Origin of the sequence: Mesorhizobium sp. M0045, from assembly GCF_040323385.1 — a bacterium.
GTDB lineage: Bacteria > Pseudomonadota > Alphaproteobacteria > Rhizobiales > Rhizobiaceae > Mesorhizobium.
Genome location: NZ_JAMYUY010000002.1, coordinates 135,103 through 158,409, shown reverse-complemented (window position 1 = coordinate 158,409; position 23,307 = coordinate 135,103). Strand labels below are relative to the sequence as shown.

The 23,307-nt window shown below is 62.4% G+C and carries 20 protein-coding genes; 10 read left to right on the top strand and 10 right to left on the bottom strand.

Going from position 1 to position 23,307, the window contains the following annotated elements:
- Window positions 1-34 precede the first annotated feature (34 nt).
- The 3 genes from edd to zwf form a co-directional block, all read right to left on the bottom strand.
- Window positions 35-1,858 carry a phosphogluconate dehydratase gene (gene edd, locus NKJ72_RS03455; protein WP_352475859.1) on the bottom strand — a complete coding sequence of 608 codons (1,824 nt, stop codon included), beginning with the start codon at window positions 1,856-1,858 and terminating at the stop codon, window positions 35-37.
- A 73-nt stretch (window positions 1,859-1,931) separates the two neighbouring features.
- Entirely contained in the window at window positions 1,932-2,645 is a 714-nt protein-coding gene (gene pgl / locus NKJ72_RS03450; RefSeq protein ID WP_352475858.1) for a 6-phosphogluconolactonase, read from the bottom strand.
- Window positions 2,627-4,096 carry a glucose-6-phosphate dehydrogenase gene (gene zwf / locus NKJ72_RS03445; RefSeq protein ID WP_254819279.1) on the bottom strand — a complete coding sequence of 490 codons (1,470 nt, stop codon included), beginning with the start codon at window positions 4,094-4,096 and terminating at the stop codon, window positions 2,627-2,629. Before zwf ends, pgl begins: the two co-directional genes overlap by 19 nt.
- Window positions 4,097-4,368: 272 nt before the next feature.
- Here zwf and NKJ72_RS03440 point away from each other — a divergent pair, with 272 nt between their 5' ends.
- Window positions 4,369-5,115, top strand: coding sequence for an SDR family oxidoreductase (locus NKJ72_RS03440; protein ID WP_352475857.1), 747 nt, complete (start codon window positions 4,369-4,371; stop codon window positions 5,113-5,115).
- Between the two features lie 63 nt (window positions 5,116-5,178).
- On the opposite strand, the gene NKJ72_RS03435 is transcribed toward NKJ72_RS03440, so the two are convergent.
- The 3 genes from NKJ72_RS03435 to NKJ72_RS03425 form a co-directional block, all read right to left on the bottom strand.
- Complete coding sequence (locus tag NKJ72_RS03435; RefSeq protein WP_352475856.1) at window positions 5,179-5,982, bottom strand: SH3 domain-containing protein; 804 nt, start codon at window positions 5,980-5,982, stop codon at window positions 5,179-5,181.
- Window positions 5,983-6,242: 260 nt separating this feature from the next.
- The gene (locus NKJ72_RS03430; protein ID WP_352475855.1) at window positions 6,243-7,529 is read right to left on the bottom strand and encodes an NAD(P)/FAD-dependent oxidoreductase; all 1,287 of its coding nucleotides are present in this window, start codon (window positions 7,527-7,529) and stop codon (window positions 6,243-6,245) included.
- Window positions 7,530-7,669: 140 nt separating this feature from the next.
- Window positions 7,670-9,103 carry a glutamine synthetase family protein gene (locus NKJ72_RS03425; RefSeq protein ID WP_352475854.1) on the bottom strand — a complete coding sequence of 478 codons (1,434 nt, stop codon included), beginning with the start codon at window positions 9,101-9,103 and terminating at the stop codon, window positions 7,670-7,672.
- Between the two features lie 167 nt (window positions 9,104-9,270).
- Between NKJ72_RS03425 and NKJ72_RS03420 the strand changes: the two genes are divergently transcribed.
- On the top strand, window positions 9,271-9,987 hold the full coding sequence (locus NKJ72_RS03420; RefSeq protein WP_352476073.1) for an HAD family hydrolase: 717 nt from the start codon (window positions 9,271-9,273) through the stop codon (window positions 9,985-9,987).
- A 32-nt stretch (window positions 9,988-10,019) separates the two neighbouring features.
- Here the strand turns inward: NKJ72_RS03420 and NKJ72_RS03415 are convergent, their stop codons facing one another.
- The gene (locus NKJ72_RS03415) at window positions 10,020-10,409 is read right to left on the bottom strand and encodes an ANTAR domain-containing protein (RefSeq protein ID WP_352475853.1); all 390 of its coding nucleotides are present in this window, start codon (window positions 10,407-10,409) and stop codon (window positions 10,020-10,022) included.
- Window positions 10,410-10,838: 429 nt separating this feature from the next.
- On the opposite strand from NKJ72_RS03415, the gene NKJ72_RS03410 reads away from it, so the two are divergent.
- The gene (locus tag NKJ72_RS03410; RefSeq protein WP_254819286.1) at window positions 10,839-11,300 is read left to right on the top strand and encodes a RidA family protein; all 462 of its coding nucleotides are present in this window, start codon (window positions 10,839-10,841) and stop codon (window positions 11,298-11,300) included.
- A gap of 65 nt (window positions 11,301-11,365) precedes the next feature.
- Here NKJ72_RS03410 and NKJ72_RS03405 read toward each other — a convergent pair whose 3' ends face one another.
- Complete coding sequence (locus NKJ72_RS03405; protein WP_023719402.1) at window positions 11,366-11,608, bottom strand: SMc00767 family acetate metabolism repressor; 243 nt, start codon at window positions 11,606-11,608, stop codon at window positions 11,366-11,368.
- 76 nt (window positions 11,609-11,684) lie between these two features.
- Window positions 11,685-12,974, bottom strand: coding sequence for an isocitrate lyase (aceA, locus tag NKJ72_RS03400; protein WP_352475852.1), 1,290 nt, complete (start codon window positions 12,972-12,974; stop codon window positions 11,685-11,687).
- A gap of 238 nt (window positions 12,975-13,212) precedes the next feature.
- On the opposite strand from aceA, the gene NKJ72_RS03395 reads away from it, so the two are divergent.
- The 7 genes from NKJ72_RS03395 to NKJ72_RS03365 all read left to right on the top strand — a co-directional run bounded on the left by NKJ72_RS03395 (window position 13,213) and on the right by NKJ72_RS03365 (window position 21,373).
- Window positions 13,213-14,664: a helix-turn-helix domain-containing protein gene (locus NKJ72_RS03395; protein ID WP_352475851.1), complete on the top strand. Its 1,452-nt coding sequence runs from the start codon at window positions 13,213-13,215 to the stop codon at window positions 14,662-14,664.
- A 209-nt stretch (window positions 14,665-14,873) separates the two neighbouring features.
- Entirely contained in the window at window positions 14,874-15,779 is a 906-nt protein-coding gene (locus NKJ72_RS03390; RefSeq protein ID WP_352475850.1) for a DUF2167 domain-containing protein, read from the top strand.
- Window positions 15,780-15,961: 182 nt separating this feature from the next.
- Entirely contained in the window at window positions 15,962-16,915 is a 954-nt protein-coding gene (locus tag NKJ72_RS03385; RefSeq protein ID WP_352475849.1) for a DMT family transporter, read from the top strand.
- Between the two features lie 352 nt (window positions 16,916-17,267).
- Window positions 17,268-18,365 (top strand): polyamine ABC transporter substrate-binding protein, encoded by a 1,098-nt coding sequence (locus NKJ72_RS03380; protein WP_352475848.1) that lies wholly within the window; start codon window positions 17,268-17,270, stop codon window positions 18,363-18,365.
- Window positions 18,366-18,440: 75 nt separating this feature from the next.
- Window positions 18,441-19,580 (top strand): ABC transporter ATP-binding protein, encoded by a 1,140-nt coding sequence (locus tag NKJ72_RS03375; protein WP_352475847.1) that lies wholly within the window; start codon window positions 18,441-18,443, stop codon window positions 19,578-19,580.
- A 9-nt stretch (window positions 19,581-19,589) separates the two neighbouring features.
- Window positions 19,590-20,558, top strand: a complete 969-nt coding sequence (locus NKJ72_RS03370; protein ID WP_352475846.1) for an ABC transporter permease subunit — start codon at window positions 19,590-19,592, stop codon at window positions 20,556-20,558.
- Window positions 20,555-21,373: an ABC transporter permease gene (locus NKJ72_RS03365; RefSeq protein WP_254819294.1), complete on the top strand. Its 819-nt coding sequence runs from the start codon at window positions 20,555-20,557 to the stop codon at window positions 21,371-21,373. The genes NKJ72_RS03370 and NKJ72_RS03365 overlap by 4 nt, the downstream gene beginning before the upstream one ends.
- 12 nt (window positions 21,374-21,385) lie before the next feature.
- Here the strand turns inward: NKJ72_RS03365 and NKJ72_RS03360 are convergent, their stop codons facing one another.
- Window positions 21,386-23,236, bottom strand: coding sequence for an AsmA family protein (locus tag NKJ72_RS03360; protein WP_352475845.1), 1,851 nt, complete (start codon window positions 23,234-23,236; stop codon window positions 21,386-21,388).
- Window positions 23,237-23,307: the final 71 nt, after the last annotated feature.

The following is a 23,307-nucleotide window of genomic DNA, read 5'->3' as shown; positions in this document are numbered from 1 at the left end:
CCGTCAGCCGCTCTTCCTTATTGCCGAAAAAAGGTCACGCTGTACCGAAGGCGCTGGCGCCATGGTCGGCGCGGCCCACCAACTGCCGGAACCCGGCGAAAAGCTCGCGGCCGAAGCCGAATTCATTGCCTATGAGGTCGCTGTCGGCGGGCCGGCGCAGGGCAAAGTCGCCGGCCGGCACCAGCACTTCGAGAGTCCCGGCCTCGGCGTCGAGCCTGATGATATCGCCGTCATGGATCCTGGCGATCGGCCCGTCCTCCGCCGCTTCCGGAGTCACGTGGATCGCCGCCGGCACCTTGCCTGAAGCGCCCGACATGCGCCCGTCAGTGACCAGCGCCACATGCTGGCCGCGGTCCTGCAGGATGCCGAGCACGGTGGTCAGCCTGTGCAATTCTGGCATGCCGTTGGCCTTCGGACCCTGAAACCGAATGACGGCGATGAAGTCGCCGGTCAGCGACCCCGCCTTGAACGCCTCGTTCAGCCCTTGCTGGCTGTCGAACACCTTGGCCGGCGCCTCGATGATGCGCCGCTCCGGCTTGACCGCCGACGTCTTGATGACGGCGTGGCCGAGATTGCCTGAAAGCACTTTCAGCCCGCCGCTCGGCTGGAACGCCTTCTTGAACGGTGCCAGCACCTTCTCGTTGCCGCTTTGGCGCGGGGAGGCCTCGCGTACGACGCCGCCGTCCGCACCGAGCTTGGCCTCGACCGCGTAGGGGCGCAGCCCTTCGCCCCACACAGTCTGCACATCCTCATGCAAGACGCCTGCGTCGAGCAGTTCGCGGATCAGGAAGCCGAGCCCGCCGGCGGCGTGGAAATGGTTCACATCGGCAAGGCCGTTCGGATAGACCCGCGCCAGCAGCGGCACCGCTTCCGAGATATCGGAGATGTCCTGCCAGGTAATGGCGATGCCGGCCGCCGCTGCCATGGCGATCAGGTGGATGGTGTGGTTGGTCGAACCGCCGGTGGCGTGCAGGCCGACGATGCCATTGACGATCGAGCGCTCGTCGATCATCCGCCCGACTGGCGTGTAGGCGTTGCCGAGCGCGGTGATCGCCAGCGCCCGCTTGGTCGCTTCCCTGGTCAGCGCGTCGCGCAACGGCGTGCCGGGATTGACGAAGGAAGCGCCAGGCGTGTGCAGGCCCATGATCTCCATCAGCATCTGGTTGGAATTGGCGGTACCGTAGAAAGTGCAGGTTCCCGGCCCGTGATAGGATTTTGATTCCGCTTCGAGCAGTTCGGCCCGCCCCGCCTTGCCCTCGGCATAGAGCTGGCGGATCTTGGCTTTTTCGTCGTTCGGAATGCCGGTCGTCATCGGCCCGGCCGGGATGAAGACCGCCGGCAGATGGCCGAAGGTCAGCGCCGCGATCACCAGCCCCGGCACGATCTTGTCGCAGACGCCGAGATAGACGGCGGCATCGAACATGTTGTGCGACAGGCCGATTGCCGCGGCCATGGCGATCACGTCGCGCGAGAACAGCGACAGCTCCATTCCGGGTTGGCCCTGGGTGACGCCGTCACACATCGCCGGCACGCCGCCGGCCACCTGGGCGATGCCGCCGGCCTCGCGCGCCGCGTCCTTGATCAGCGCCGGGAATGTCTCGAAAGGCTGATGCGCCGACAGCATGTCGTTATAGGAGGTGATGATGCCGAGGTTCGGCACCCGGTCGCCGCCAAGCGCCACCTTTTCGGAAGGGCTGCAGACGGCAAAGCCGTGGGCCAAGTTGCCGCAGGACAGCACGGCCCGGTTGGCGGTGCGGTTCGAGGCTTCGGCGATGCGGCCGAGATAGGCCTCGCGACCGGGCTTGGAGCGCTCACGGATGCGCTGGGTGATGGCTTCGATGTCGCGTCTTGCGGTCATGGCGGTCGGTCCTTTCAGGCGAGGTCCCGCAAATACCTTCCGGCTGTTGCCGGGACCTGCAGCCAAGTTGAGATCAGGGTGCCCAGAAAACCTCTACGGGCTTTTGAGTGGCATCGAGCACAGCGCGAATGGGCTTTCGTGTTCCAGTTCCAAGCGCGGCCTCGAATGCGGTGCGTTTTTCCGCGCCCTCGATATGCAGCGCGATGAAGGCGGCATTGATGATCCGCGCCAATGACAGCGTCAGCCGTGGCTCGCCGGCGCTTGCCGCGTGAACCGGAAGCACGATCCTTTGCGACGACGGATCGAGCAATCTTGCCAGGTTGTCGGCATCCGGAAAGAACGAGGCGGTGTGGCCATCAGTTCCCATGCCGAGCACAACGACGTCGAGTGGCCAGGGCAGCACTTGCAGCGCCTCACCGTCGGAGACCGCTGCACCCTCGATACTTGCCGCGGCGCGGTAGAGCGGCACGAAATTCGCGGCCGCGGCCGCGTTCTGCAGCAGGTTGGCGGCAACCAGGCCGGCATTGGAGCGCGGCGATGAGGGCGGCACGAAGCGCTCGTCGACCAATGTTATCATCACCTTTTCCCAGGCGATCGGAACGGTCGAAAGCGCCGCGAAGAATTTCGCCGGCGTCGTGCCGCCCGAGACCGCGAGCAGTGCCGTGCCGCGCTCGGCGATCGCCCTTGACAGACGGCCGGCGACGTGGCCGGCAAGCGCTGTCGCCAGCTCTTGGCGTCCGGCAAATTCGTGCCAGTTGTAGGCGCCGCCTAATTGCTCTCGTGCCATGTCCGCCCGTCGCGTTCGATCAGCGCAATCGATGCCGAGGGGCCCCATGTGCCGGCGGTGTAGCCTTGCGCCTCTTGCCTTCCGCTTTCCCAGGCATCCTGGATCGGGTCGATCCATTTCCACGCCGCCTCGACCTCGTCGCGGCGCATGAACAGCGTCTGGTTGCCACGGATGACGTCCATGATCAGCCGCTCATAGGCATCGGGGGCGCGGCCGTCGAAGGATTGCGCAAAACTCATGTCGAGCGGAATCTGGCGCAGTCGCATGCCGCCCGGCCCCGGATCCTTGATCATGATGAACTGCTTGACGCCTTCGTCGGGCTGCAGCCTGATGACCAGCTGGTTGGCGGAGATCGGCCCGGCGCTCTCGCCGAAGATCGAGTGCGGGATCGGCTTGAATTCGATGACGATCTCCGAAACGCGGGTCGCCAGCCGCTTGCCGGTTCGGAGGTAGAACGGCACGCCCGCCCAGCGCCAGTTGCCGATCTCGGCCTTGAGCGCAACGAAAGTCTCGGTGTTGCTGTTCTTGCCGAGCTCCTCGACATAGCCTTTCACCGGCCCGCCGGCCGAGGCGCCGGCACGGTATTGCCCGCGCACCGTGTGCTTCGGCGCTTCGTTGCCGTTGATGCGCTTCAGCGCCCGCAGCACCTTCAGCTTTTCGTCACGGACGGCATCGGCGTCCATCGACGACGGCGCCTCCATCGCGACCAGGCAGAGCAGCTGCAGCATGTGGTTCTGCACCATGTCGCGCAATGCGCCGGCCTTGTCGTAATAGGTGACGCGGTCTTCCAGGCCGACCGTCTCGGCGACGGTGATCTGCACATGATCGACATTGGCGGAATTCCAAAGCGGCTCGTAGAGCGCGTTGGCAAAGCGCAGCGCCATCAAATTCTGAACCGTCTCCTTGCCGAGATAGTGGTCGATGCGGAAAATCTGGCTTTCATGGAAGTCGTCGCCGACCAGGTCGTTGAGCGCGCGCGCCGAAGCGAGATCGCGGCCGATCGGTTTTTCCAGCACGATGCGCGAATTCGGCGTGATCAGCCCGTGCTCCTTCAGCTTGTGCGAGATGTCGCCGAACAGCGCCGGCGCCACCGCCAGATAGAAAGCGCGGATGTGTTCGCTGTCGCCGATCGCCTTCTTCAGCCTGTCGAAGCCGGCACCTGTGGTTGCATCCGCCGGGACATAGGAGAGCCGCGCGAGGAACGTCTTTAGTTCCGTGGCGTCGATATCCTCCGGTTTCACATGATCGGCAATCGCCTGCCTGGCGAACGACTGGAATTCCTCGTCGGTCATCTTCGAACGTGATGTGCCGATGATGCGCGTCGGCTCGGAAAACTGGTGGTCGCGCTGCCGGTGGTACAGCGACGGCAGAAGCTTACGTTCCGACAGGTCGCCGGTGCCGCCGAAAATGATGAAGTCGAAGGGGTCGACGGGAATGATCTGGCTGGTCATGGTCTGTCCGCTGTGACGCCGGTCGCGATAACGCGGCTGATATAATCTAATCGATTTAAACTTGCCAGTGCCATTGCGTCACATCCGCGTGTGCTCTTGACACGGGCGCTAGCCGGAGGCTTGTCGGCAAGCGATGCTTCCGGAGCCTTCGCAGGTGCAGCATAGTGCCGGATGGCAGCGAAAGCCAAAGGAGAAATCGTCGATGGACGCACATCTTTCGATGGCCTGGCCAAAGGCGTCGTCGATCGCCTTCAACGATGAGTGAGAAAAGCATGCGCCTGCAAAACAAAGTCGCCATCATCACCGGCGCTGCCTCGGGCTTTGGCGAGGGCATGGCCAGGCGCTTTGCCGAGGAGGGTGCGCGGGTAGTCGTCGCCGATCTGAACGCCAAGGGCGCGGAGCGCGTTGCCGGCGAGATCGGCGAAAAGGCGATCTGGACCCAGACCGACGTCTCGCTGCGGTCCGAATTCGACGAGATGGTCCATGCCGCAATGAGCGCCTTCGGCCGCATCGACATCATGGTCAACAATGCCGGTTACACCCATCGCAACGGTGACCTGCTGGAAGTCGACGAAGCGACCTTCGACCTGATCACAGCTGTCAACATGAAGGCGATCTACCACGCAGCGCTTGCCGTGGTGCCGGTCATGGACCGGCAAGGCGGTGGCGTCATCCTGACGACGGCCTCCACGGCCGGTATCAGGCCGCGGCCTGGCCTCACCTGGTACAACGCATCGAAGGGCTGGGCGATCACCGCGACCAAATCGATGGCGGTGCAACTCGCGCCGAAGAACATCCGCGTCAACTGCCTCTGCCCAGTTGCCGGCGAGACCGGCATGCTCGCGAAATTCATGGGCGCCGACACACCTGAGATCCGCGAGAAGTTCCGCGCATCGATCCCGCTCGGCCGGCTTTCGACGCCGCTCGACATTGCCAATGCCGCGCTTTGGCTTGCTTCGGACGAAGCGGCTTTCATCACTGGCGTGGCGCTGGAAGTCGACGGCGGACGTTGTATTTGAACGGCCGAGTCCTCAGGCGCAGGACTGGCTGATGGCGAGCCACCCGCGATCGCTGTGCCGACCTTACGCCCCGGTTTTGACGTAGCTCTTGTACACCCAGCCGCGCTTGCCGTTGTAGACGATCTGGCACCATTGCTTGCAGCTCATCACCTGCACCGAGGTCTTGGCAGGCACGGTGAGAATGGCGGCAGCATTCTTCTTCGGGCCGATCCGCATGGTAACGGATCTCAGGATGCGTCCGGTACCCGCAGTATTGGCTTTTCCGGATTTTGCCTTGGCGCCGTCGCCGTCCTCACTCGCGGACTGCGCCGCCGGCAGTTGCGGCTTGGGTGTGGGGATGGCGGCGGTCTGAGCACCGTCAGGCCCTGTGTTTTTCGTCGAGCTGCCGGGAGCCGCCACTTTGGCAAACAGTGCCGCAGCGTCGGGCTTCGCTGCCGGGTCAGCAAACGCCACCGCGGCGGACGATTTATTGGCCGCCTGCTCGGTCTGGCTTGCCAGTTGGTCGGATGCTGCCGTGGCGGCGGCCGATGCCGTCTTTGGCCCCGTCCAGCGCGGATCATTGGGAGCCAGCGCTGGTATCTCGGCTTCCGCAGCGGCAACCGCCGGGGAAACCGCATCTGCCTTGCCCGTCGTCCGCGGCGCCGCAGCGACCTTGGCAGGCATGATCTTCGTCGTCTTGACCGGGATGGTCGGAACGATCTGCTCCGGGCTTGCGGCCGCTTGTCGCTCATTTGCCGGCAATGCCAGCCATAGTGCCACCGCGGCAACGCCGAGCAGTGCGGCCGTGCCAAGCGCGGCGATTACCAGATGCGCGTTCGACCGGACCCGATGCCAGAACGTCGGCCGCATATCGTAACCGAATTGCATCGCAAGGCGCCGTCGTTCCGGCGCGCCGAAACTGAAGGGCTCTCTCACTCTTGCCACCTCCATTTGCGGGCCGATGTTCTTACGACCCCATGCCGGAGAGCCGGCATTTCGATCGGCATCGGTCCCAAACCAAAAAGCGGGCAAGCCCGCAAAATTCCCCGTTCAGCTGCCCACGAGCATCATCTTTCGCCCGCGATTGTGGCATCACTGCGCCCTTGGCGGGAATTCTGCGCCCAGGTTAAGGATTCTGCAACGTCTGGTTAAATCCTGTCCCGCAACGCGTACCAGTTGAGCGCAAGAAAGAGCAATGGCGCGCGCAAACGCCGGCCGCCGGGGAAGGGAGGAATTTTCAGGTCCTCGATCAGCTTCAGCCGGTCGCGGTTGCCGGCGACCGTCTCCGCATAAAGCTTGCCGAAAAAGTTCGACAGCATGACGCCATGGCCGGAATAACCGCCGATCGAGATCACATTGGGCATCACTTCGCGCACGAACGGCTTTCTCGGCACGGTGATGCCGACATAGCCGCCCCAGCCATGGGTGATCTCGACGTCCTTCAATGAGGGATAGATCTCGGCGATCTGCCGGCGGATGTGGATGTGGATGTCCTTGGGATCGTTGACCGCGTAAATCTCGCGCCCGCCAAACAGCAGCCGCCCATCCTTCGATTTGCGGAAATAGCGCACGACGAAGCGCGAATCGTCGACCGCCTCGCCACCCGGCAACACTTTGGAATCGGCTCCCAGCGGCACCGTTGCGCCGATGAAGGAGCCGATCGGCATGATATGCGCGGCACTCACCGGTTCGAGCGTGCCGCCATAGGCGTTGACTCCGATCAGGCATTTAGCGGCGGTGATCGTGCCCTTCGGCGTCACAACATTGACCTTGCCGCCGCCGGAGGTGATGCCGGTCGACGGCGTCTGCTCGAAAAGCTTTGCGCCGGCCTGTGTCGCGACTTTCGCGGTGCCGATCACCAGCTTCAGCGGATGGATGTGGCCGGTGCCGGTATCGCGGGTGCCGCCGAAATAATGCGTCGAGCCGAGCCGCTCGGCAGTCTCCGCGGCATCCATGAATGAGATGTGCGGATAACCGAACCGGTTTGCCATGATCTCGGCATGAGCCTTGTAGTCGTCGACATAGCGCTTCTTGTGCGCCACCGACATTTGGCCGGGCATATAGTCGATCTCGATCTGGTTCACCGCGGCGAAGTCGAGCAGATGCGCCTTGGCCTCTTCGGCCAGGTCGAACAGCGCCTTGGCGCGGGAAAAGCCGTATTCCGCTTCCAGCTCCTCTGCCCAGGCCCGCTGTCCGGTGCCGAGCTGGCCACCATTGCGGCCCGATGCGCCATCACCGAAACGATGCGTTTCGATAAGCACGACATTCGCGCCTGTCTTGGCGAGGTGAGCCGCGGCCGACAGGCCGGTAAAGCCGCCGCCGACAATCACCACATCGCATGTCCGGTCGCCGTCGAGCGCCGGATATTCGGGCCTTGGCCCGGCGGTGTCTTCGTACCAGGAGCGGCCGGGGGAGATTGGGGATTGGTAGGGCATGGTGCAGCCAAGACTCGGAGATTTTTGCAGAGGCGGAGAGAAATAGTGAGTAGTGAGTAGTAGTTGGTGAATAGGAACGGACAGTAACGGTCTTGGTGCGATCCAGCCCCGTTCACTACCCACTAATGACTACTCACTACTCACACATTCAGCAGCAAATACTCCCTCTCCCACGGGCTGATCACTTCCATAAAGGTTTCGAATTCCGCTCGCTTGATCGCCGCATAGGTCGCTGCGAAGGATTTGCCGAGCAGGGCGCAGAGTTCCTCGTCGGCCTCGAACAGGTCGACGGCTTCGAGCAGGCTGCGCGGCAGGTCGATCTGGTCCTCGTTGGCGGTCGTCAGAACCGGCGGCTCGGCCTGGATCTTGTTGGTCATGCCGATCAGCCCGCAGGCGAGCGATGCCGCCAGCGCCAGATAGGGGTTGGCGTCAGAGGAGGGAATGCGGTTTTCGACGCGCCGCGCCGCCGGGTCGGAGCGGGGCACGCGGAAGGCCGTGGTCCGGTTATCGTAGCCCCATTTGTTGTTGACCGGCGCCGAGGCCGACTGCGTCAGCCGCCGGTAGGAATTGACGTAGGGCGCAAACATCACCAGCGCGTTCGGCACATGTTTCTGCATGCCGCCGATGAAGTGGAAGAAGGCGTCGGTCTCCGAGCCGTCCTCCGCCGAAAAGACGTTCTTGCCGGTCTTCTTGTCGATGATCGACTGATGGATATGCATGGCGGAACCGGGCTGGCCCTGGATCGGCTTGGCCATGAAGGTGGCGTAGATTTCGTGCTTCAGCGCCGCCTCGCGGATTGTGCGCTTGAACATGAACACCTGGTCGGCGAGCTCGATCGGATCGCCGTGACGCAGATTGATTTCGAGCTGGCCGGCGCCCTCCTCGTGGATCAGCGTGTCGATCTCCAGCCCTTGGCTTTCGGAGAAATGATAGATGTCGTCGATCAGTTCGTCGAATTCGTTGACCCCGGCGATCGAATAGCCAGCGCCGCCGCCGATCGGCCGCCCGGAGCGCCCGACAGGCGGGGTGAGCGGGTAGTCCGGATCGGGGTTCTTGCGCACCAGGTAGAACTCGATCTCGGGCGCCACGACCGGTCTCAGCCCGCGTCTGTCATAAGCGGCGAGCACGCGCTTCAGCACGTTGCGCGGCGTGAACTCGACCGAGCGGCCGTCCTGGTGGACGAGGTCGCAGATAACCGCCGCCGTCGGGTCTTCCTCCCATGGCACCACGGTCAGCGTCGAGAGGTCAGGCATCAGCTTGAGGTCGCCATCGTCCTCCGGATAGTGGAAGCCGTTGCCGTCCTCCGGATAGCCGCCGGAAATCGTCGTCATGAACACCGCCGAAGGCAGTGCCAGCGAGGTATTGGAGGTGAATTTCTTCGATGGCATCATCTTGCCGCGCGCAACCCCGGCCTGGTCGGGCGTGATGCATTCGATGTCTTCGATGCCGCGCCATTCCAGCCAGGCGCTGACTTCCTTCCAGTTCTTGACGCCACGTTGGTTTTTCACGAAGGCAGGCGTGCGGGCACGTCCTCCGCGGCTCGACGGACGGACTTCCTTTTTTGCAGGCGGCATCAATCACCAGATTTGTTGCAGATTGTGGAGTATAGCTGTTGCCGACGACGGAAGGGAAGGGGAGCCGGCTGGCATGCGCCTCGATAATCGGGGAAACACAACGACTTCCGGATAAAAGCCTCCTGGTCTAGGGTCGGCCTCCCGCAACGCTGCAATTAATGGGCCGCATGCAACACAGCCGCAAACTGACGACGATCGGCTTCGACGCCGATGACACGCTGTGGCAGAATGAACAGTTCTTCCGCATGACCGAGAAGCGCTTTGCCGCACTGCTCGCCGATCACGCCGAGGAGGACCGGATTTCAGCAAGGTTGTTGGAGGCCGAGAAGCGCAACCTCGCGGTCTACGGCTTCGGCATCAAGGGATTTACGCTGTCGATGATCGAGACGGCTATCGAGGTCACCGAGGGCCAGGTGCCGGCCTCAACCATAGCCGAAATTCTCGACGCGGGCCGCGAGATGCTCAGTCATCCGATCGAGCCGCTTCCGTATGCGCGCGAGACCGTGGAAAAGCTGGCCGGCGCCTACCGCCTGGTGCTGATCACCAAGGGCGACCTGTTCGACCAGGAACGCAAGCTGGCGCAATCCGGACTGGGAGCGCTGTTCCATGCGGTCGAAATCGTCAGCGACAAGAGCGCTGCCACCTATAGCCGCATCTTCAGCCGCCACGGCGATGGCCCGGAAAAGGGCATGATGGTCGGCAACTCGCTCAAATCGGACGTCGTGCCAGCCATCGAAGCCGGCAGTTGGGGCATCCACGTGCCGCATGAACTGACCTGGGTGCTGGAGCATGTCGAGCCGCCGGTCTCAGCACCGCGCTTTCGCCAGATAGCCAATCTCGGTGAACTGCCAGGCCTGATCGAGCGTATCGGCGAGATTGATTGATTAGGTCTGCGGTCGGCGCGTCGCCGTAGAGGTCAGTTGCGGCCGACCCCGACCAGCCGGTCAATCACCGGCTGCAGCCGTTCGGTGGTGATCGGCTTGACGACCACCGCATCGACGACGCTCGACAGGCCCAGGCTCTCCGGAGTGCCGGTCTTGACCGAAAGCAGGATCACCGACGGAAGCGATCTGCCTGACGCCCTTCGCAGTGCATCGATACCCGACAGCAAGGCGTCGCAGTCCCCGTTCTGCGCGCCGCCGTCGAGAACGACAGTCCCGGGTATCAGCGCGTGCAAGGCCTTTGCCGCGGTTTCGGGAGTTTCCGAGATCGGTTTGAGGCCGGACCGCTCCACGATTTTTGAAACCACGACGCGGTTGATCGGTGATTTTCCGACCACCAGCACCCGCGAGAAATCCGGCAGCATCCGCGTCTCCATGTCCCGGCTAACGAAAGGCGGCTGTTTTGCAGGCTCGATATCGCGATTCGCTGGGCACATGGCGGGGCAGGCCGTTGTTCAACATTTCAATGCAGGGTTGAAACTCGAGCGGTAATTGGCGTGAGATCACTGCTCATGTCAAGCTCAAATGGCATATCAGGAGAATATCGCAAGAAACATTAAAATTAAAATTAAGTGCTTTCTTTGTCGCCGCCCGAAGGAGAAGTTGCACCACAACCGGGCAGGCTCCAGTGAACTTTAGCTTTGCAGCGCGAACGACCAACTACGCAGCCGTAGCCGGGTTGACGAAAGATTGGATGAAGGCGAGGCAGGTCTGTCGCGAGCTTGTCGTATCGTCTCGGCGGACTACCCTTCCTCGTTGGCTAAGCACGTCTCTTTGATCGACGGGAGATGACAATGGAACTCGTGACTCACAAGAAATTCAAAAATGGCCGGTTGATGCCGTGGGGAAAGGGTACGGTCGTTACCGGCGCAAAGGGGTTTGTCTATCTTTCCGGAAACACCGCGACCGTCGAGGACTACGATCCGATCGGCAAAAGCGGCGGCGGCGCCGTCGGCGGTGCGGCGGCGCAGTGGCGCGAAATTCTCACCAACATCAAATCAGACCTGGAAGAGCTTGGCACTGCGCTCGACCATCTCATCAGGCTGACCTTCTTTGTTAAGGGGCCATTTCCCGATGGCGGCGTTCTGAGCTCTCCCAATTTTCGCCTGGACGTCCTGGACGAATTCTTTGCCGAGCACTGCCCGAAGCACTGCAGCTACAACAACCCGCCGCCCTCGGAAGTTATCGGCGTTGCAGCACTTGCGCAGCCTGATCTTGTCATTGAAATCGTTGCACTAGCGGCTCTGCCGGACTAGGCAGAGCCGCGGCGTGCGGGGTGCGATAACATGCGCTCAAAAAAGGCGCGGTGCGGTAGAATTCATCAGTCGTGGCTCCGTTGCGTGACGATGACCGGGATCAGCAGGTCGCCCCAGTTGCCGTCGCCGCCATGGTGCCGTGCCGAGCGCACCAGTTCGACCGAGACGCCGGCCTCGACCGCCTTCATTACCGACTGATTGAGCCTGTGCAGATCGTTCGCTAGCATTCGGATGGTCGCCTGCTGGTCGACATTCATGCTGGTGGCCTGCTCTTCGGCCCGTTCCTTGACGCGGCTTATCGATGCCATTGGTCTTCTCCCTGTGTTGCCATGCCTGTTGTGTTGCCATGCCGTTTGGGCGTTCCTCTGTTTGTCTGCTATTCCGCTATTCCGCCGCCGGCCTGAATTGGGCGTGCTCGGTCGATCCATGCATGGCCGTGGTCGAAGACTGCCCACCGGTGATCGCCATCGAGGCGGCGTCGAAATAGCCGGTGCCGACCTCGCGCTGGTGCTTGGTGGCGGTGTAGCCATTGGCTTCCGCGGCGAATTCCGCCTCCTGCAATTCCGAATAGGCTGCCATCTGCCGCTCCTTGTAGCCGCGGGCGAGCTCAAACATGCCGAAATTGAGCTGGTGGAAACCGGCCAGCGTAATGAACTGGAACTTGTAACCCATGGCGCCGAGTTCCTTCTGGAACTTCGCAATCGTCGCGTCATCGAGATTCTTCTTCCAGTTGAAAGACGGCGAGCAATTATAGGCAAGCAGCTTGCCTGGATGATGCTTGCGCACGCCCTCGGCAAACGTCCTTGCCTGCCCCAGATCGGGCCTGGAGGTCTCGCACCAGATCAGGTCCGCATAGGGCGCATAGGCGACGGCACGGGCGATGCAGGGCTCGATACCGTTGCTGACATGGTAGAAGCCCTCCGCCGTACGGCCGGCGCCATAATCGACGAAGGGCCGGTCGCGTTCGTCGATGTCGGAGGTCAGGAGCTTTGCCGCTTCCGCGTCGGTGCGCGCCACGACCAGTGTCGGCGTGCCCATGACGTCGGCGGCAAGGCGCGCCGCGTTGAGATTGCGGATGTGTGCGGCGGTTGGGATCAGCACCTTGCCGCCGAGATGGCCGCATTTCTTCTCTGAAGCCAGCTGGTCCTCGTAATGGACGCCGGCCGCACCCGCCTCGATGAATGCCTTCATGATCTCGAAGGCGTTGAGCGGCCCGCCGAAACCGGCTTCCGCATCGGCGACGATCGGCGCGAACCAGGTGTCGACCGACAGCCCCTTGCCTTCGCAAGTCTCGATCTGGTCGGCGCGCTGCAGGGTGCGGTTGATGCGCTTGACCAGTTCGGGCGCCGCATTGGCGGGATAGAGCGACTGGTCCGGGTACATGGCGGAAGCGGTGTTGGCATCTGCGGCGACCTGCCATCCCGACAGATAGATCGCCTTCAGCCCGGCCCGCACCTGCTGCATCGCCTGGTTGCCCGACATGGCACCCAGCGCGTTGACGAAATCCTCTTCATGGATGAGCTGCCACAGCCGGTTTGCCCCCATTTCGGCGAGGCTCTGCCGGATCTGCACCGAGCCGCGCAGCCGCTTCACCTCCTCCGGCGAATAAGGCCGTTCGATGCCATCAAAGCGGCCTTGCGGCGCCGACGGGACAAGGTTGTAAAAGTCGGTCATTAGTCACTCCAGGCGGGTTTGATGTCGGTTTTCGGATGGCGTCTTAGAGGGAAAAATATGTGCGCCATGTGTGACATCATTTACACGCCGGCACGACGCAAGCGAGGTAAACCTCCAGATTAGCCAGAAAATAAGGGAAAACCTGTGTTGTGTTTGACTAATGAGAGCTGTAAATCTGTCATGATTGTAAAGGCCGCCATACCATCGGCGGATGTAAATTTCTGTCAAGGGCAGTCGATTGGCCGACCATAAAATCTTCGCCGGGCCGCGCATTCGTCGCATCCGCAACGCCAAGGGGCTAACCCAGACGGCGATGGCCGAAGGGCTCGGCATCTCGCCGTCCTATCTCAATCTCATCGAGCGCAACCAGCGGCCGCTGACGGTGCAGCTGATCCTGAGGCTGGCATCCGTCTACAAGGTCGACCCGCACGAACTGCAAGGCGAGGCGCGGGGATCGGTCGCCGATTTGAAGGAAGTGTTTTCAGATCCGTTGCTGGCCGGCGAACTGCCGGGCGACCAGGAACTCATCGAGCTTGCCGAGGCGGCGCCCAACGCTTCCGCCGCTGTGATAAAATTGTTTCGCGCCTATCGCGAGCAGGCTAAGCGATTATCGGATCTCAACGAGCTGCTCGCGCGCGAGGGCAAGGCCACCGCACTCTCCGGTGCCCGGCTGCCGATCGACGAGGTGCATGAGATTTTCGAACACCGGCCGAATCATTTTGCCGCGCTCGAAGAGGAAGCCGAGGCATTCACGTCGGTGCTCGATCCCGGCGACGATCTTTTCAGTGCGTTGAAGGCTTGGCTGCGGCGTGAATTCGGCATCGTCGTCAAGGTACTGCCGGTCGCCACCATGCCCAACTGGCGCCGTCGCTATGACCGTCACTCGCAACGCCTGTTCCTGTCCGAGCGCCTGTCGCCATTCGATCAGCTGCGCGAGGTGGCTATGGAGGCCTGTCTGATCCGGATGAGCGTCGCTGTCGCCGCTGAGATCCAGGCGCTGAAGCTGACCACGGACGAGGCCCGCCGGCTGGCGCGTTTCGAGCTCGGCCGCTATGCCGCGCACGCGCTGATGATGCCCTATCAGCCTTTTCACGCCGCTGCGGTCCGCACCCGCTACGACATAGACATGTTGCGGTCGCGCTTCGGCGTTTCCTTCGAGCAGGCGGCGAACCGGCTGGCCACGCTGCAGCGGCCGGGTGCGTCAGGTGTGCCGTTCTTCATGCTCGAGGTCGACAGTGCCGGCAATCGCTTCCGCAAGGCGGGCAGCCACGGCTTTCCGCAAAGCCGCTTCGGCGGCGGCTGTCCGAGGCTGCCGGTCCATGCCGCCTTCGCCCAGCCCGGCCAGATCCTGGTCGAGGCGGTGGAAATGCCCGACGGCGCAGCGTTTCTCTGCATTGCCCGCACGCTCGAGGGGCCGCAGGGCTCGTTTGCCGAGCGGCCGCGCCGCACCGCGCTGCTGCTCGGCTGCGACATCGGTTTTAGCGACGAGGTCGTCTATGGAGCGGCGTTGCCGAGGCCAGCTGCCATAGGCAAGACCGGACAGAGCGCCACGGCGACGGCGACGCCGGTCGGCCCTGCCTGCCGGCTGTGCGAGCGCATCGGCTGCCTCGCCCGCGCCGAGCCACCCGTTACACGCCCGCTCGGCCTCGATGAGATGGTGACGGGGCTGTCGGCATTCGATTTTCAGTGATTCGGCTCCAGCAATATTGCGGCTGAATCTTCGACCGAAGAACCTCATCTGTTCCTGCGGCGGCAACCAGTAAGCTGGTTCGCAGCTGCCGGCCAAAATATTGATTCAGCCAAAATATTGATTCAGCCGAATATTGATTCAGCCGAATATTGATTCAGCATTGACAGTACGGTATCAAAAAAAAGAACTGCGCAACGGTCGGGGGATCAATGATGGGCAGGACGGTTTTTTGGCTTGGCTTGGCGCTCGCGTTTTCGGTGGCCGATCCCGCATTGGCTGAAAAGTCCTCGGATTTCTTCAAGTCCTATCAACAGTATAATGATGCCGGCAAGGCGTTCCTGGACAAGATCGATCCGAAGACCGGCGCGATAAATCTTGCCGAAGGCATCCATCTCGATCTCAAGGACAAGTTCTATTTTCTGGACAAGAAGGACACGCTCTCCGTCCTCACCGAAGCCTGGGGCAATCCGCCCGACTCTGGTTCCGATGCCCTCGGCATGATCTTTCCAGTCTCCCATGATCCCATTGCCGATAACAATTGGGGGATAGAGCTGCGCTGGGAAAAGATTGGTTACGTCGACGACAGTGACGCCGCGTCCATCGATTACAATGAACTGCTGCGCAACATGCAGTCAGACACTCTGTCCGGCAACGATCAGAGGGTAAAGGACGGCTACGCGCCCATTACGCTGATCGGCTGGGCGTCGCCGCCGGTTTATGACGCGGCCCACAAGCGCCTTCACTGGGCCAAGGAGCTGCAATTTGGGAACGATGCCGCCCATACGCTCAACTACGACGTCCGTTTCCTTGGCAGGGAGGGCGTCTTCGTGATGAGCTATATCGCGACGGTGGAACAATTGCCGGAGATAAGACAAAGCCTGGATGAAGTGCTTGGCCTCGCGGACTTCAATACTGGCAAGACATACGCCGATTTCGTGCCGGGCGTCGATACGGTTGCGGCGATTGGCGTCGGTGGCCTGATTGCCGGAAAGCTGGCGGCGAAAGCAGGTTTTCTGGTCGTGGCGCTGATCGCGCTGAAAAAGTTTGGCCTGCTCCTGCTGGTTCCCCTGGCCGGTCTCTGGCGCTTTATCCGCGGCAACAGGGGCACGTCGTAAAGCGATCGTCGACAGGTCGCCTCGGATCATCGCCGGGCGAGGGCGAGGCGCCCTCATCAGTGCGCCAAACGGAACATTGAACTGGATCACGCCCGGCCTTCTGCTTTGCGTTACGCGAATGAGGCACGTCTCTGTCGTCCATTGCACGTCGTGCTGCTCCGAATTCGCCGACAGTCGCACCCATGACCGATACCGCATCATCTCCGGTTGCCGCTTCGCAGATCGTGTCGCCGCAAGGGGAACGCGTCGGCTTCCTGCTGGTATTCCTGTCGGCGCTGATGTGGAGTTTTGGCGGCACAATTGCGCGCTTCATCGACAGCACTGACAGCTGGACGGTGGTGTTCTGGCGCTCGGTCTGGGCCGCCGCCTTCCTGCTCTGCTTCATGGTCTGGCGCGACGGCTGGCGTGGCACGCTGAAGCTGTTTCGTGGCATGGGCCTGGCCGGCCTTGCGGTGGCGTTCTGCTTCGCCACGGCCTCGACCTCTTTCGTCGTCGCGCTTGCCTATACCACCGTCGCCAACATCCTGTTGATGCAGGCCGGCGTGCCGCTTCTGGCGGCGCTGTTTGCCTGGGCGCTTTTTCGCGAACGGGTGGCGGTGGCGACCTGGTTGGCGATTGCCGCCGTCATTGCCGGCGTCGCCATCATGGTATCGGAATCGCTCGATGGCGCGGTATCGCCGATCGGCGACGGGCTGGCGCTGCTCATCGCCGTCATGTTCTCGGTCGCAACCGTCATCACGCGCCGCTTTGCCCATGTGCGCATGACCCCGGCGACTTGCCTCGGCACGATGCTGGCGGCCGCCTTTGCGGCATCGCAAGGGTCGGCCCTCGGCGTCTCGAGCCATGATATGGGCTTTCTCTTTGTCTTTGGCGTGATCAATCTGGGACTCGGCCTCGCCTTCTTCGCCACCGGCGCCCGGCTTGTTCCGGCCGCCGTCGCGGCGCTGCTCGGCACGTTCGAACCGATCCTTGGCCCGATCTGGGTCTGGCTCATCCATTCCGAGGTGCCGTCGGCGCGCACCATCGTCGGCGGTGCGGTCGTCGTCACCGCGCTGCTCGTCCATATCGGGCTCGAATTCAAGCGTCAGACGCGGCCCGCTCGAGCGGGCGTCACCGGTGTGCCGTCGCCTAATTGATGCAGCGCACGCGTCAAAGCGAGATGAACCATTGACAATGTCGCGGCCGCGCGGGCAGGCTGCGATCACGGCAACAACAAGACAGGCGTATCTTGCCAAGTCTCCATGCCGGCCGCATCGAGGCCGGACAACATCGTCGTCTCCCTGCCCGCGCCGTAGCGAAAGCTTCCGACGGCGCCGGAACACCAGCAACGCCACGCCAAGTCTTCGCTGTCGCCTCGTCGCCGAAGCATAATGGCGCCGGCAATTCGCGCTTGTCGCCTGCCTGCAAGCCCAATACCCTGAAGCAAATGCCCAGCCGCGCGAACGCCGCGACGAGCTGGCGACGGAACACTCATCAAAGGAGAATAGCATGACCCGCAAAGCGCTCTGGCTTTCGGCGACTTCGGCGTTTCTGGCAGTTTTCACCCTAGGCGCGCATGCCGAGGATCGCGTCGTCAACGTGTTCAACTGGTCGGACTATATCGACAGTTCGATCATCGACGACTTCACCAAGGAAACCGGCATCAAGGTCGTCTACGACACTTTCGATTCCAACGAGATCCTGGAAACGAAGCTGCTCGCCGGCGGCAGCGGCTACGATGTCGTCGTGCCGACCGGCAATTTCCTTGCACGCCAGATCCAGGCGGGTGTGTTCCAGAAGCTCGACAAGTCGAAACTGCCGAACATTTCCAATATGTGGGACACGGTCATGGAACGGACCGCCAAATATGATCCCGGCAACGAATATTCGATCAACTACATGTGGGGTACTGTCGGCATCGGCTACAACATCAAGAAGGTGCAGGCAGCGCTCGGCACCGACAAGATCGACAGCTGGGACGTGTTCTTCAATCCCGAAAGCCTGGCCAAATTGAAGGACTGCGGCGTCTATGTGCTGGATTCGCCGGCCGACATCATACCGGCGGCATTGAAATATCTGGGCCTCGACCCGAACAGCACATCGCCCGACGACATCGCCAAGGCCGAAGAAACATTGCTGAAGGTCCGGCCCTATATCCGCAAGTTCCACTCGTCCGAATACATCAACGCTCTTGCCAATGGCGACATCTGCCTGGCGGTCGGCTGGTCGGGTGACGTCTTCCAGGCCCGCAACCGCGCCGACGAAGCCAAGCAGGGCGTCGAGATCGGCTACTCCGTGCCGAAGGAAGGTGCGCAGATGTGGTTCGACCAGATGGCGATCCCGGCCGACGCGCAGCATGTCGCCGAAGCGCATGAGTTCCTGAACTACATGATGAAGCCCGAAGTGATCGCCAAATCGTCGAACTATGTGCTCTACGCCAACGGCAACAAGGCTTCGCAGCAGTTCATCGACAAGGCGATCCTGGAAGATCCGGCGATCTATCCAGACGCCGCCACCTTGCAGAAGCTCTACACCGTTTCGCCTTACGATCCCAAGACCCAGCGCATCATCACTCGCACCTGGACCAAGATCGTCACTGGCCAATAACAATCTGAGCCAGGCCCCGGCAGCCGGTTGGCGGGGCCGCTTTCTCATGGGGCGAGCAGCAGGACGGAGTGGGACATGAAATCGCTTGGCAGCATCCGCAGGGATTTCGCGCCATGGAACGACCCGAACGCCAAGCCATACATCCAGTTCGACAACGTCACCAAGAAATTCGGTGAGTTCACGGCGGTCAACAACCTGTCGCTGACCATCTTCGAACGCGAATTCTTTGCCTTGCTTGGAGCCTCAGGCTGCGGGAAATCGACGCTGCTCAGGATGCTTGCCGGCTTCGAGGAGCCGACCGCCGGCCGCATCCTGCTCGATGGCCAGGATCTGCGCGGCATTCCGCCCTACCGGCGGCCGGTCAACATGATGTTCCAGTCCTACGCCTTGTTTCCGCATATGACGGTCGAGAACAACATCGCGTTCGGCCTCAAGCAGGAAGGCATGGTCAAGGCCGATATGGAAAAGCGCGTCGCCGAGATGCTGAAGCTGGTCAAGCTCGAGCAGTTCGCCAAGCGCAAGCCGCACCAATTGTCGGGCGGCCAGCGCCAGCGCGTCGCGCTCGCGCGCTCGGTGGCAAAGCGCCCGAAAGTCTTGCTGCTCGACGAGCCGCTTGGCGCGCTGGACAAGAAGCTGCGCGAGGAAACCCAGTTTGAGCTGATGGACCTGCAGCAGAATCTCGGCCTCACCTTCGTCGTCGTCACCCATGACCAGGAAGAGGCGATGACGATGGCCGACCGCATCGCCATCATCGACAAGGGCGAGGTGATGCAGGTGGCGACACCGGCCGAGGTCTACGAAGCGCCGGGCTCGCGCTTCGTCGCCGGCTTCGTCGGCAACGTGAATATGTTCGACGGCAGGATCGCGGCTGGCGAGGCCGGCAGCGCAAGCATCGATGCCGGCAACGGCATCACCATCCGAACCGAAAACGCCGGCAGTGCCGCCGCCGGGACATCCGTCACCTTCGCCATCAGGCCGGAGAAGATCAAGGTGTCCTCGACGAAACCCGCCGGTGCCGTCAATGCCATCCAGGGCGAGGTCTACGATATCGCCTATCTCGGTGACATGACCGTCTATCACGTCAGGCTGGACGATGGTCAGGTGGTGCGGGCAAGCACCATGAACGCGGCACGCCTCACCGAGGATCCGCTGAGCTGGAACGACCGCGCCTGGATTTCCTTCCGCCCTGACGCCGGCGTCGTGCTGACACGGTAGGGATTGATCATGTCCGCTGTCACTGCCGCAACAAGCTCTCCGGCAAATGCTGCCGGCAAATCCGCCCCGGCCAGGCTGAGCGCGGCTTTCGTTAGCCGTCTCGTCATTATCGTCCCCTATCTCTGGCTGCTGTTCTTCTTTCTTGTCCCCTTCATCATCGTCTTCAAGATTTCGCTGTCGCAGACGGCGATCGCCATGCCGCCCTATACTCCGGTGCTCGATTTCCGCGGCGGCATTTCCGGGTTCATCTCGGGGGTTGGCGCGCTCAATTTCGACAACTACACGTGGCTGACGAAGGATGCGCTCTACTTCAACGCCTATGTGACGAGCGTCGTCGTCGCCGCCATCTCGACGGTCCTGACATTGCTTGTCGGCTATCCCATTGCCTATGGCATGGCGCGCGCTCCGGCGACGATCCGCCCGACCTTGCTGATGCTGGTGATCCTGCCGTTCTGGACCTCGTTCCTGATCCGTGTCTATGCCTGGATCGGCATCCTCAAGCCCGAGGGCCTGCTCAACCAGCTGCTGCTCGCCAGCGGCATCATCAGCCAGCCGCTGATCATCCTCAACACCTATACGGCTATCTTCATCGGTATCGTCTACTCCTATCTGCCGTTCATGGTGCTGCCGCTCTATTCGTCGTTGGAGAAGATGGACCATACGCTGATCGAGGCGGCGAAGGATCTCGGGTGTCCGCCGACCAGCGCCTTCTGGAAGATCACCTTTCCGCTATCGCTGCCCGGCGTCATCGCCGGCTGCCTCCTGGTGTTCATTCCCGCCGTCGGTGAGTTCGTCATTCCCGACCTGCTCGGCGGCTCGCAGACGCTGATGATCGGCAGGACGCTGTGGAACGAGTTCTTCGCCAACCGTGACTGGCCGGTGTCGTCCGCCGTTGCCGTCATCCTGCTGCTGCTGCTGATCGTGCCGATCATGATTTTCCAGCGGGCCCAGGCGCGTGCTCAGGAGCAGGACCAATGAACGCCACCTGGAGCCGCTTCAACGTCATTTCGATCGTGCTCGGCTTTGCCTTTCTTTACCTGCCGATCGTCCTGCTCGTTGTGTTCTCTTTCAATGAGTCGAAGCTGGTCACCGTCTGGGGCGGCTTTTCGACGAAATGGTACGTCTCGCTGTTCCACAACCGGGGTCTGATGGACGCCACCTGGGTGACGGCCCGGGTCGGCGTCATCTCGGCAACCGTGGCGACCGTGCTCGGCACGCTGGCGGCGCTCACCTTGACGCGCTACACGCGCTTTCGCGGCCGGCTTCTGTTTTCGGGCATGGTGTTTGCGCCGCTGGTCATGCCGGAAGTCATCACCGGCCTGTCGCTGCTGCTGCTCTTCGTCGCCGTCGGCCTCGACCGCGGCTTTCTGACGGTGACGCTTGCCCACACCACGCTGACCATGTGCTTCGTCGCGGTGGTGGTGCAGTCGCGCCTGATCACCTTCGATCGTTCGCTGGAAGAGGCCGCGATGGACCTCGGTGCACCGCCGGTAAGGACCTTCTTCCAGATCACGCTGCCGGTCATCATGCCGGCCATCGTCTCCGGCTGGATGCTGGCCTTCACGCTCTCGCTCGACGACCTGGTTATTGCCAGCTTCACCTCGGGTCCCGGCGCCACGACACTGCCGATGAAGATCTACAGCCAAGTTCGCCTCGGCGTGACGCCGGAAATCAACGCCGCCTGCACCATCCTGATCGCCGTTGTCGCCGTCGGTGTGATCATCGCTTCGCTTGTCAACAAGAGCCGCGAAGTGCAGCGCCAGCGCGACGAGCAGGCCGCGCAGCGCGGTTGAAGCTGCTGCTGCTTACTCTCCTGAAACGCCGCGGCTTACCGGCGAGATGAACGGCGTGCTCCACGTGCCGCCGACGAAGAACGACGACTGATTGGGTCCCTGGCCGTTCGTCTGCGTGGCAGCCTGGCTCGGCCGGACGATGCCGCCGGACAGTGCCAGCCCGCGTCCGGCATAGGATGCAATACCGGAAAGCCAGATCTTGTATTGCGCGGAATTCACCTCGGCCTTGTCGATGCGCGCGACGCCGTTCGAAATGCTCGCCTTGAGCTCGGCCCCGTCGATCGGCAGCGTTCCGTCCGAGACGTCGTCCAGCGCGAAGAATCCGCCCTGTTCGGTGTGCTTGAGGAACGCCGGCAGGTTAAGCCGGCTCAGCGCGCCCGCGCCAAACGTCGCGGACAGCGAGCCATTGGCGTTTTCGAAAATGGAGTCCCAGGTTCTGCCAGGCCCCTTGAGGATGACCGAAACGGTTCCAGTGCCGATCGGCACCAGCCGTGTCATCCCGGCCGCGGTGCCGAAAGCGCCGCCGTCGATATCGGAAGCAAGCAGCCGGATCTCGACTTCGGTGCCGGCGGGCTTGCGGTCAAAACGGACGCTGCTCTGGACGTTGCCGCCAAAGGCGGATGCATCCGAGATGTCGAAGACGGCAAGGCCGTTCTTGACCTGGGCGGTGGCGGCGACGTCGGCAAGCTGGATGGCGCCGGCCGTGGCATGCGCCGCCGACAGCCTGAGATCGAGATTGATCCGGTCGGCGAAGCTCGTATCGATTTCGCCCGGATCGGTGCCGCCGGCCGATGGCACCGGGGCAAAGGCGGAGAGAAATGATCTGAGGTCGAGCGTATCGAAGGCAAGTGTGCCGGAGATCACCGGCAATGCCTCGCCGTAGGTGAAGTCCAGCGCGCCCATTCCGGGGTTGTTGTCGAGGGTCAGGGCGGTGTTTTCGAATTTGACGCGCCCGGCCGTCGCCGTGATCTTGCTTGAAACCGAGATCGAGCCGATTGCCGCACCGGGCGCGATGCCGGCCTGCGACCATTCGAGCACACGTCGGAGCGAAGGTGCGGCGAATTTTGCCTGGCCGTCGAAATAGCCGTTTTCCGACATGCTTGCGCGGCCGTCGAACGAAAAACTGGCCGGCGCCGCCTTGAAGGAAAACGTGACCGGTGCTGTGCCGCCACCAAACAACACAAGCGGGTTCGGCGATGCGGCGTCGATGGCAACACTTTCGCCGCGCCATATCCCGGTCGCCGACAGCGTCGCATTGCTGTTCATCGCGGCCCAGTTCGCCTGGCCGCTCAGGCTGCTCAATATCTCCTGGTCCTTGCCGCCGATGGCAGCCACCACGCGGCCGTCCCTGAACTCGACTGTGCCGAACGGATCTGTCGGCAGCTTGCCGAGATCCGGCTTGGCGGGATTTGTGTTGATCACCGCGCGGGCAGCATCGATCGAACGCGTAATGCGCCCGCCGCTGGGAATCGCAGGCAGGAAAAACCCGCTCGCGGTACGCTGAACCCGGATCGTCGGTCGTACCAGCCGCGCCGTCGAAAACACCACGTCGCCACGCAGCGCCGCCATCGCCGAGAGGTCGACCTCGACCCGTTCGGCTTCGACCACGGGCGGCGCATCCGTCTCTGTCCATTGCGACAGCGTCACGTCGCTCAGGATCGCCCGGAAATTCGGCCAGACCTCGATGCGCGGCGCGCCGTCGATGGTGACCCGGAAACCGCTCCAGGCGCTCATTTCCCATGCGATGCGGTCGCGCACGATACGGGTCGAGGCGATCAGCGGCAAGGCTGCGACGACCAGCGCGATGACGATGACGGCTGCGCCGATCGCCCATATTCCGCGTCGGATCAAAGGTGATGGCATATCGCCCTGTATGCTTCCATTCCGACAAAATCGCCCGACGGGTGTAACCGACGGCTGACGCATTTCAAGTC

Excerpts from the sequence above, each read along its gene's own strand:
- NKJ72_RS03360 (WP_352475845.1), bottom strand. The coding sequence starts at position 23,236 with ATGCCATCACCTTTGATCCGACGCGGAATATGGGCGATCGGCGCAGCC.
- NKJ72_RS03375 (WP_352475847.1), top strand. The coding sequence starts at position 18,441 with ATGAAATCGCTTGGCAGCATCCGCAGGGATTTCGCGCCATGGAACGAC.
- pgl (WP_352475858.1), bottom strand. The coding sequence starts at position 2,645 with ATGGCACGAGAGCAATTAGGCGGCGCCTACAACTGGCACGAATTTGCC.
- NKJ72_RS03365 (WP_254819294.1), top strand. The coding sequence starts at position 20,555 with ATGAACGCCACCTGGAGCCGCTTCAACGTCATTTCGATCGTGCTCGGC.
- NKJ72_RS03425 (WP_352475854.1), bottom strand. The coding sequence starts at position 9,103 with ATGCCGCCTGCAAAAAAGGAAGTCCGTCCGTCGAGCCGCGGAGGACGT.
- aceA (WP_352475852.1), bottom strand. The coding sequence starts at position 12,974 with ATGACCGACTTTTACAACCTTGTCCCGTCGGCGCCGCAAGGCCGCTTT.
- NKJ72_RS03385 (WP_352475849.1), top strand. The coding sequence starts at position 15,962 with ATGACCGATACCGCATCATCTCCGGTTGCCGCTTCGCAGATCGTGTCG.
- NKJ72_RS03440 (WP_352475857.1), top strand. The coding sequence starts at position 4,369 with ATGCGCCTGCAAAACAAAGTCGCCATCATCACCGGCGCTGCCTCGGGC.
- NKJ72_RS03380 (WP_352475848.1), top strand. The coding sequence starts at position 17,268 with ATGACCCGCAAAGCGCTCTGGCTTTCGGCGACTTCGGCGTTTCTGGCA.
- NKJ72_RS03410 (WP_254819286.1), top strand. The coding sequence starts at position 10,839 with ATGGAACTCGTGACTCACAAGAAATTCAAAAATGGCCGGTTGATGCCG.
- NKJ72_RS03370 (WP_352475846.1), top strand. The coding sequence starts at position 19,590 with ATGTCCGCTGTCACTGCCGCAACAAGCTCTCCGGCAAATGCTGCCGGC.
- NKJ72_RS03390 (WP_352475850.1), top strand. The coding sequence starts at position 14,874 with ATGATGGGCAGGACGGTTTTTTGGCTTGGCTTGGCGCTCGCGTTTTCG.
- NKJ72_RS03405 (WP_023719402.1), bottom strand. The coding sequence starts at position 11,608 with ATGGCATCGATAAGCCGCGTCAAGGAACGGGCCGAAGAGCAGGCCACC.
- NKJ72_RS03430 (WP_352475855.1), bottom strand. The coding sequence starts at position 7,529 with ATGCCCTACCAATCCCCAATCTCCCCCGGCCGCTCCTGGTACGAAGAC.
- zwf (WP_254819279.1), bottom strand. The coding sequence starts at position 4,096 with ATGACCAGCCAGATCATTCCCGTCGACCCCTTCGACTTCATCATTTTC.
- NKJ72_RS03435 (WP_352475856.1), bottom strand. The coding sequence starts at position 5,982 with ATGCAATTCGGTTACGATATGCGGCCGACGTTCTGGCATCGGGTCCGG.
- edd (WP_352475859.1), bottom strand. The coding sequence starts at position 1,858 with ATGACCGCAAGACGCGACATCGAAGCCATCACCCAGCGCATCCGTGAG.
- NKJ72_RS03420 (WP_352476073.1), top strand. The coding sequence starts at position 9,271 with ATGCAACACAGCCGCAAACTGACGACGATCGGCTTCGACGCCGATGAC.
- NKJ72_RS03415 (WP_352475853.1), bottom strand. The coding sequence starts at position 10,409 with ATGCTGCCGGATTTCTCGCGGGTGCTGGTGGTCGGAAAATCACCGATC.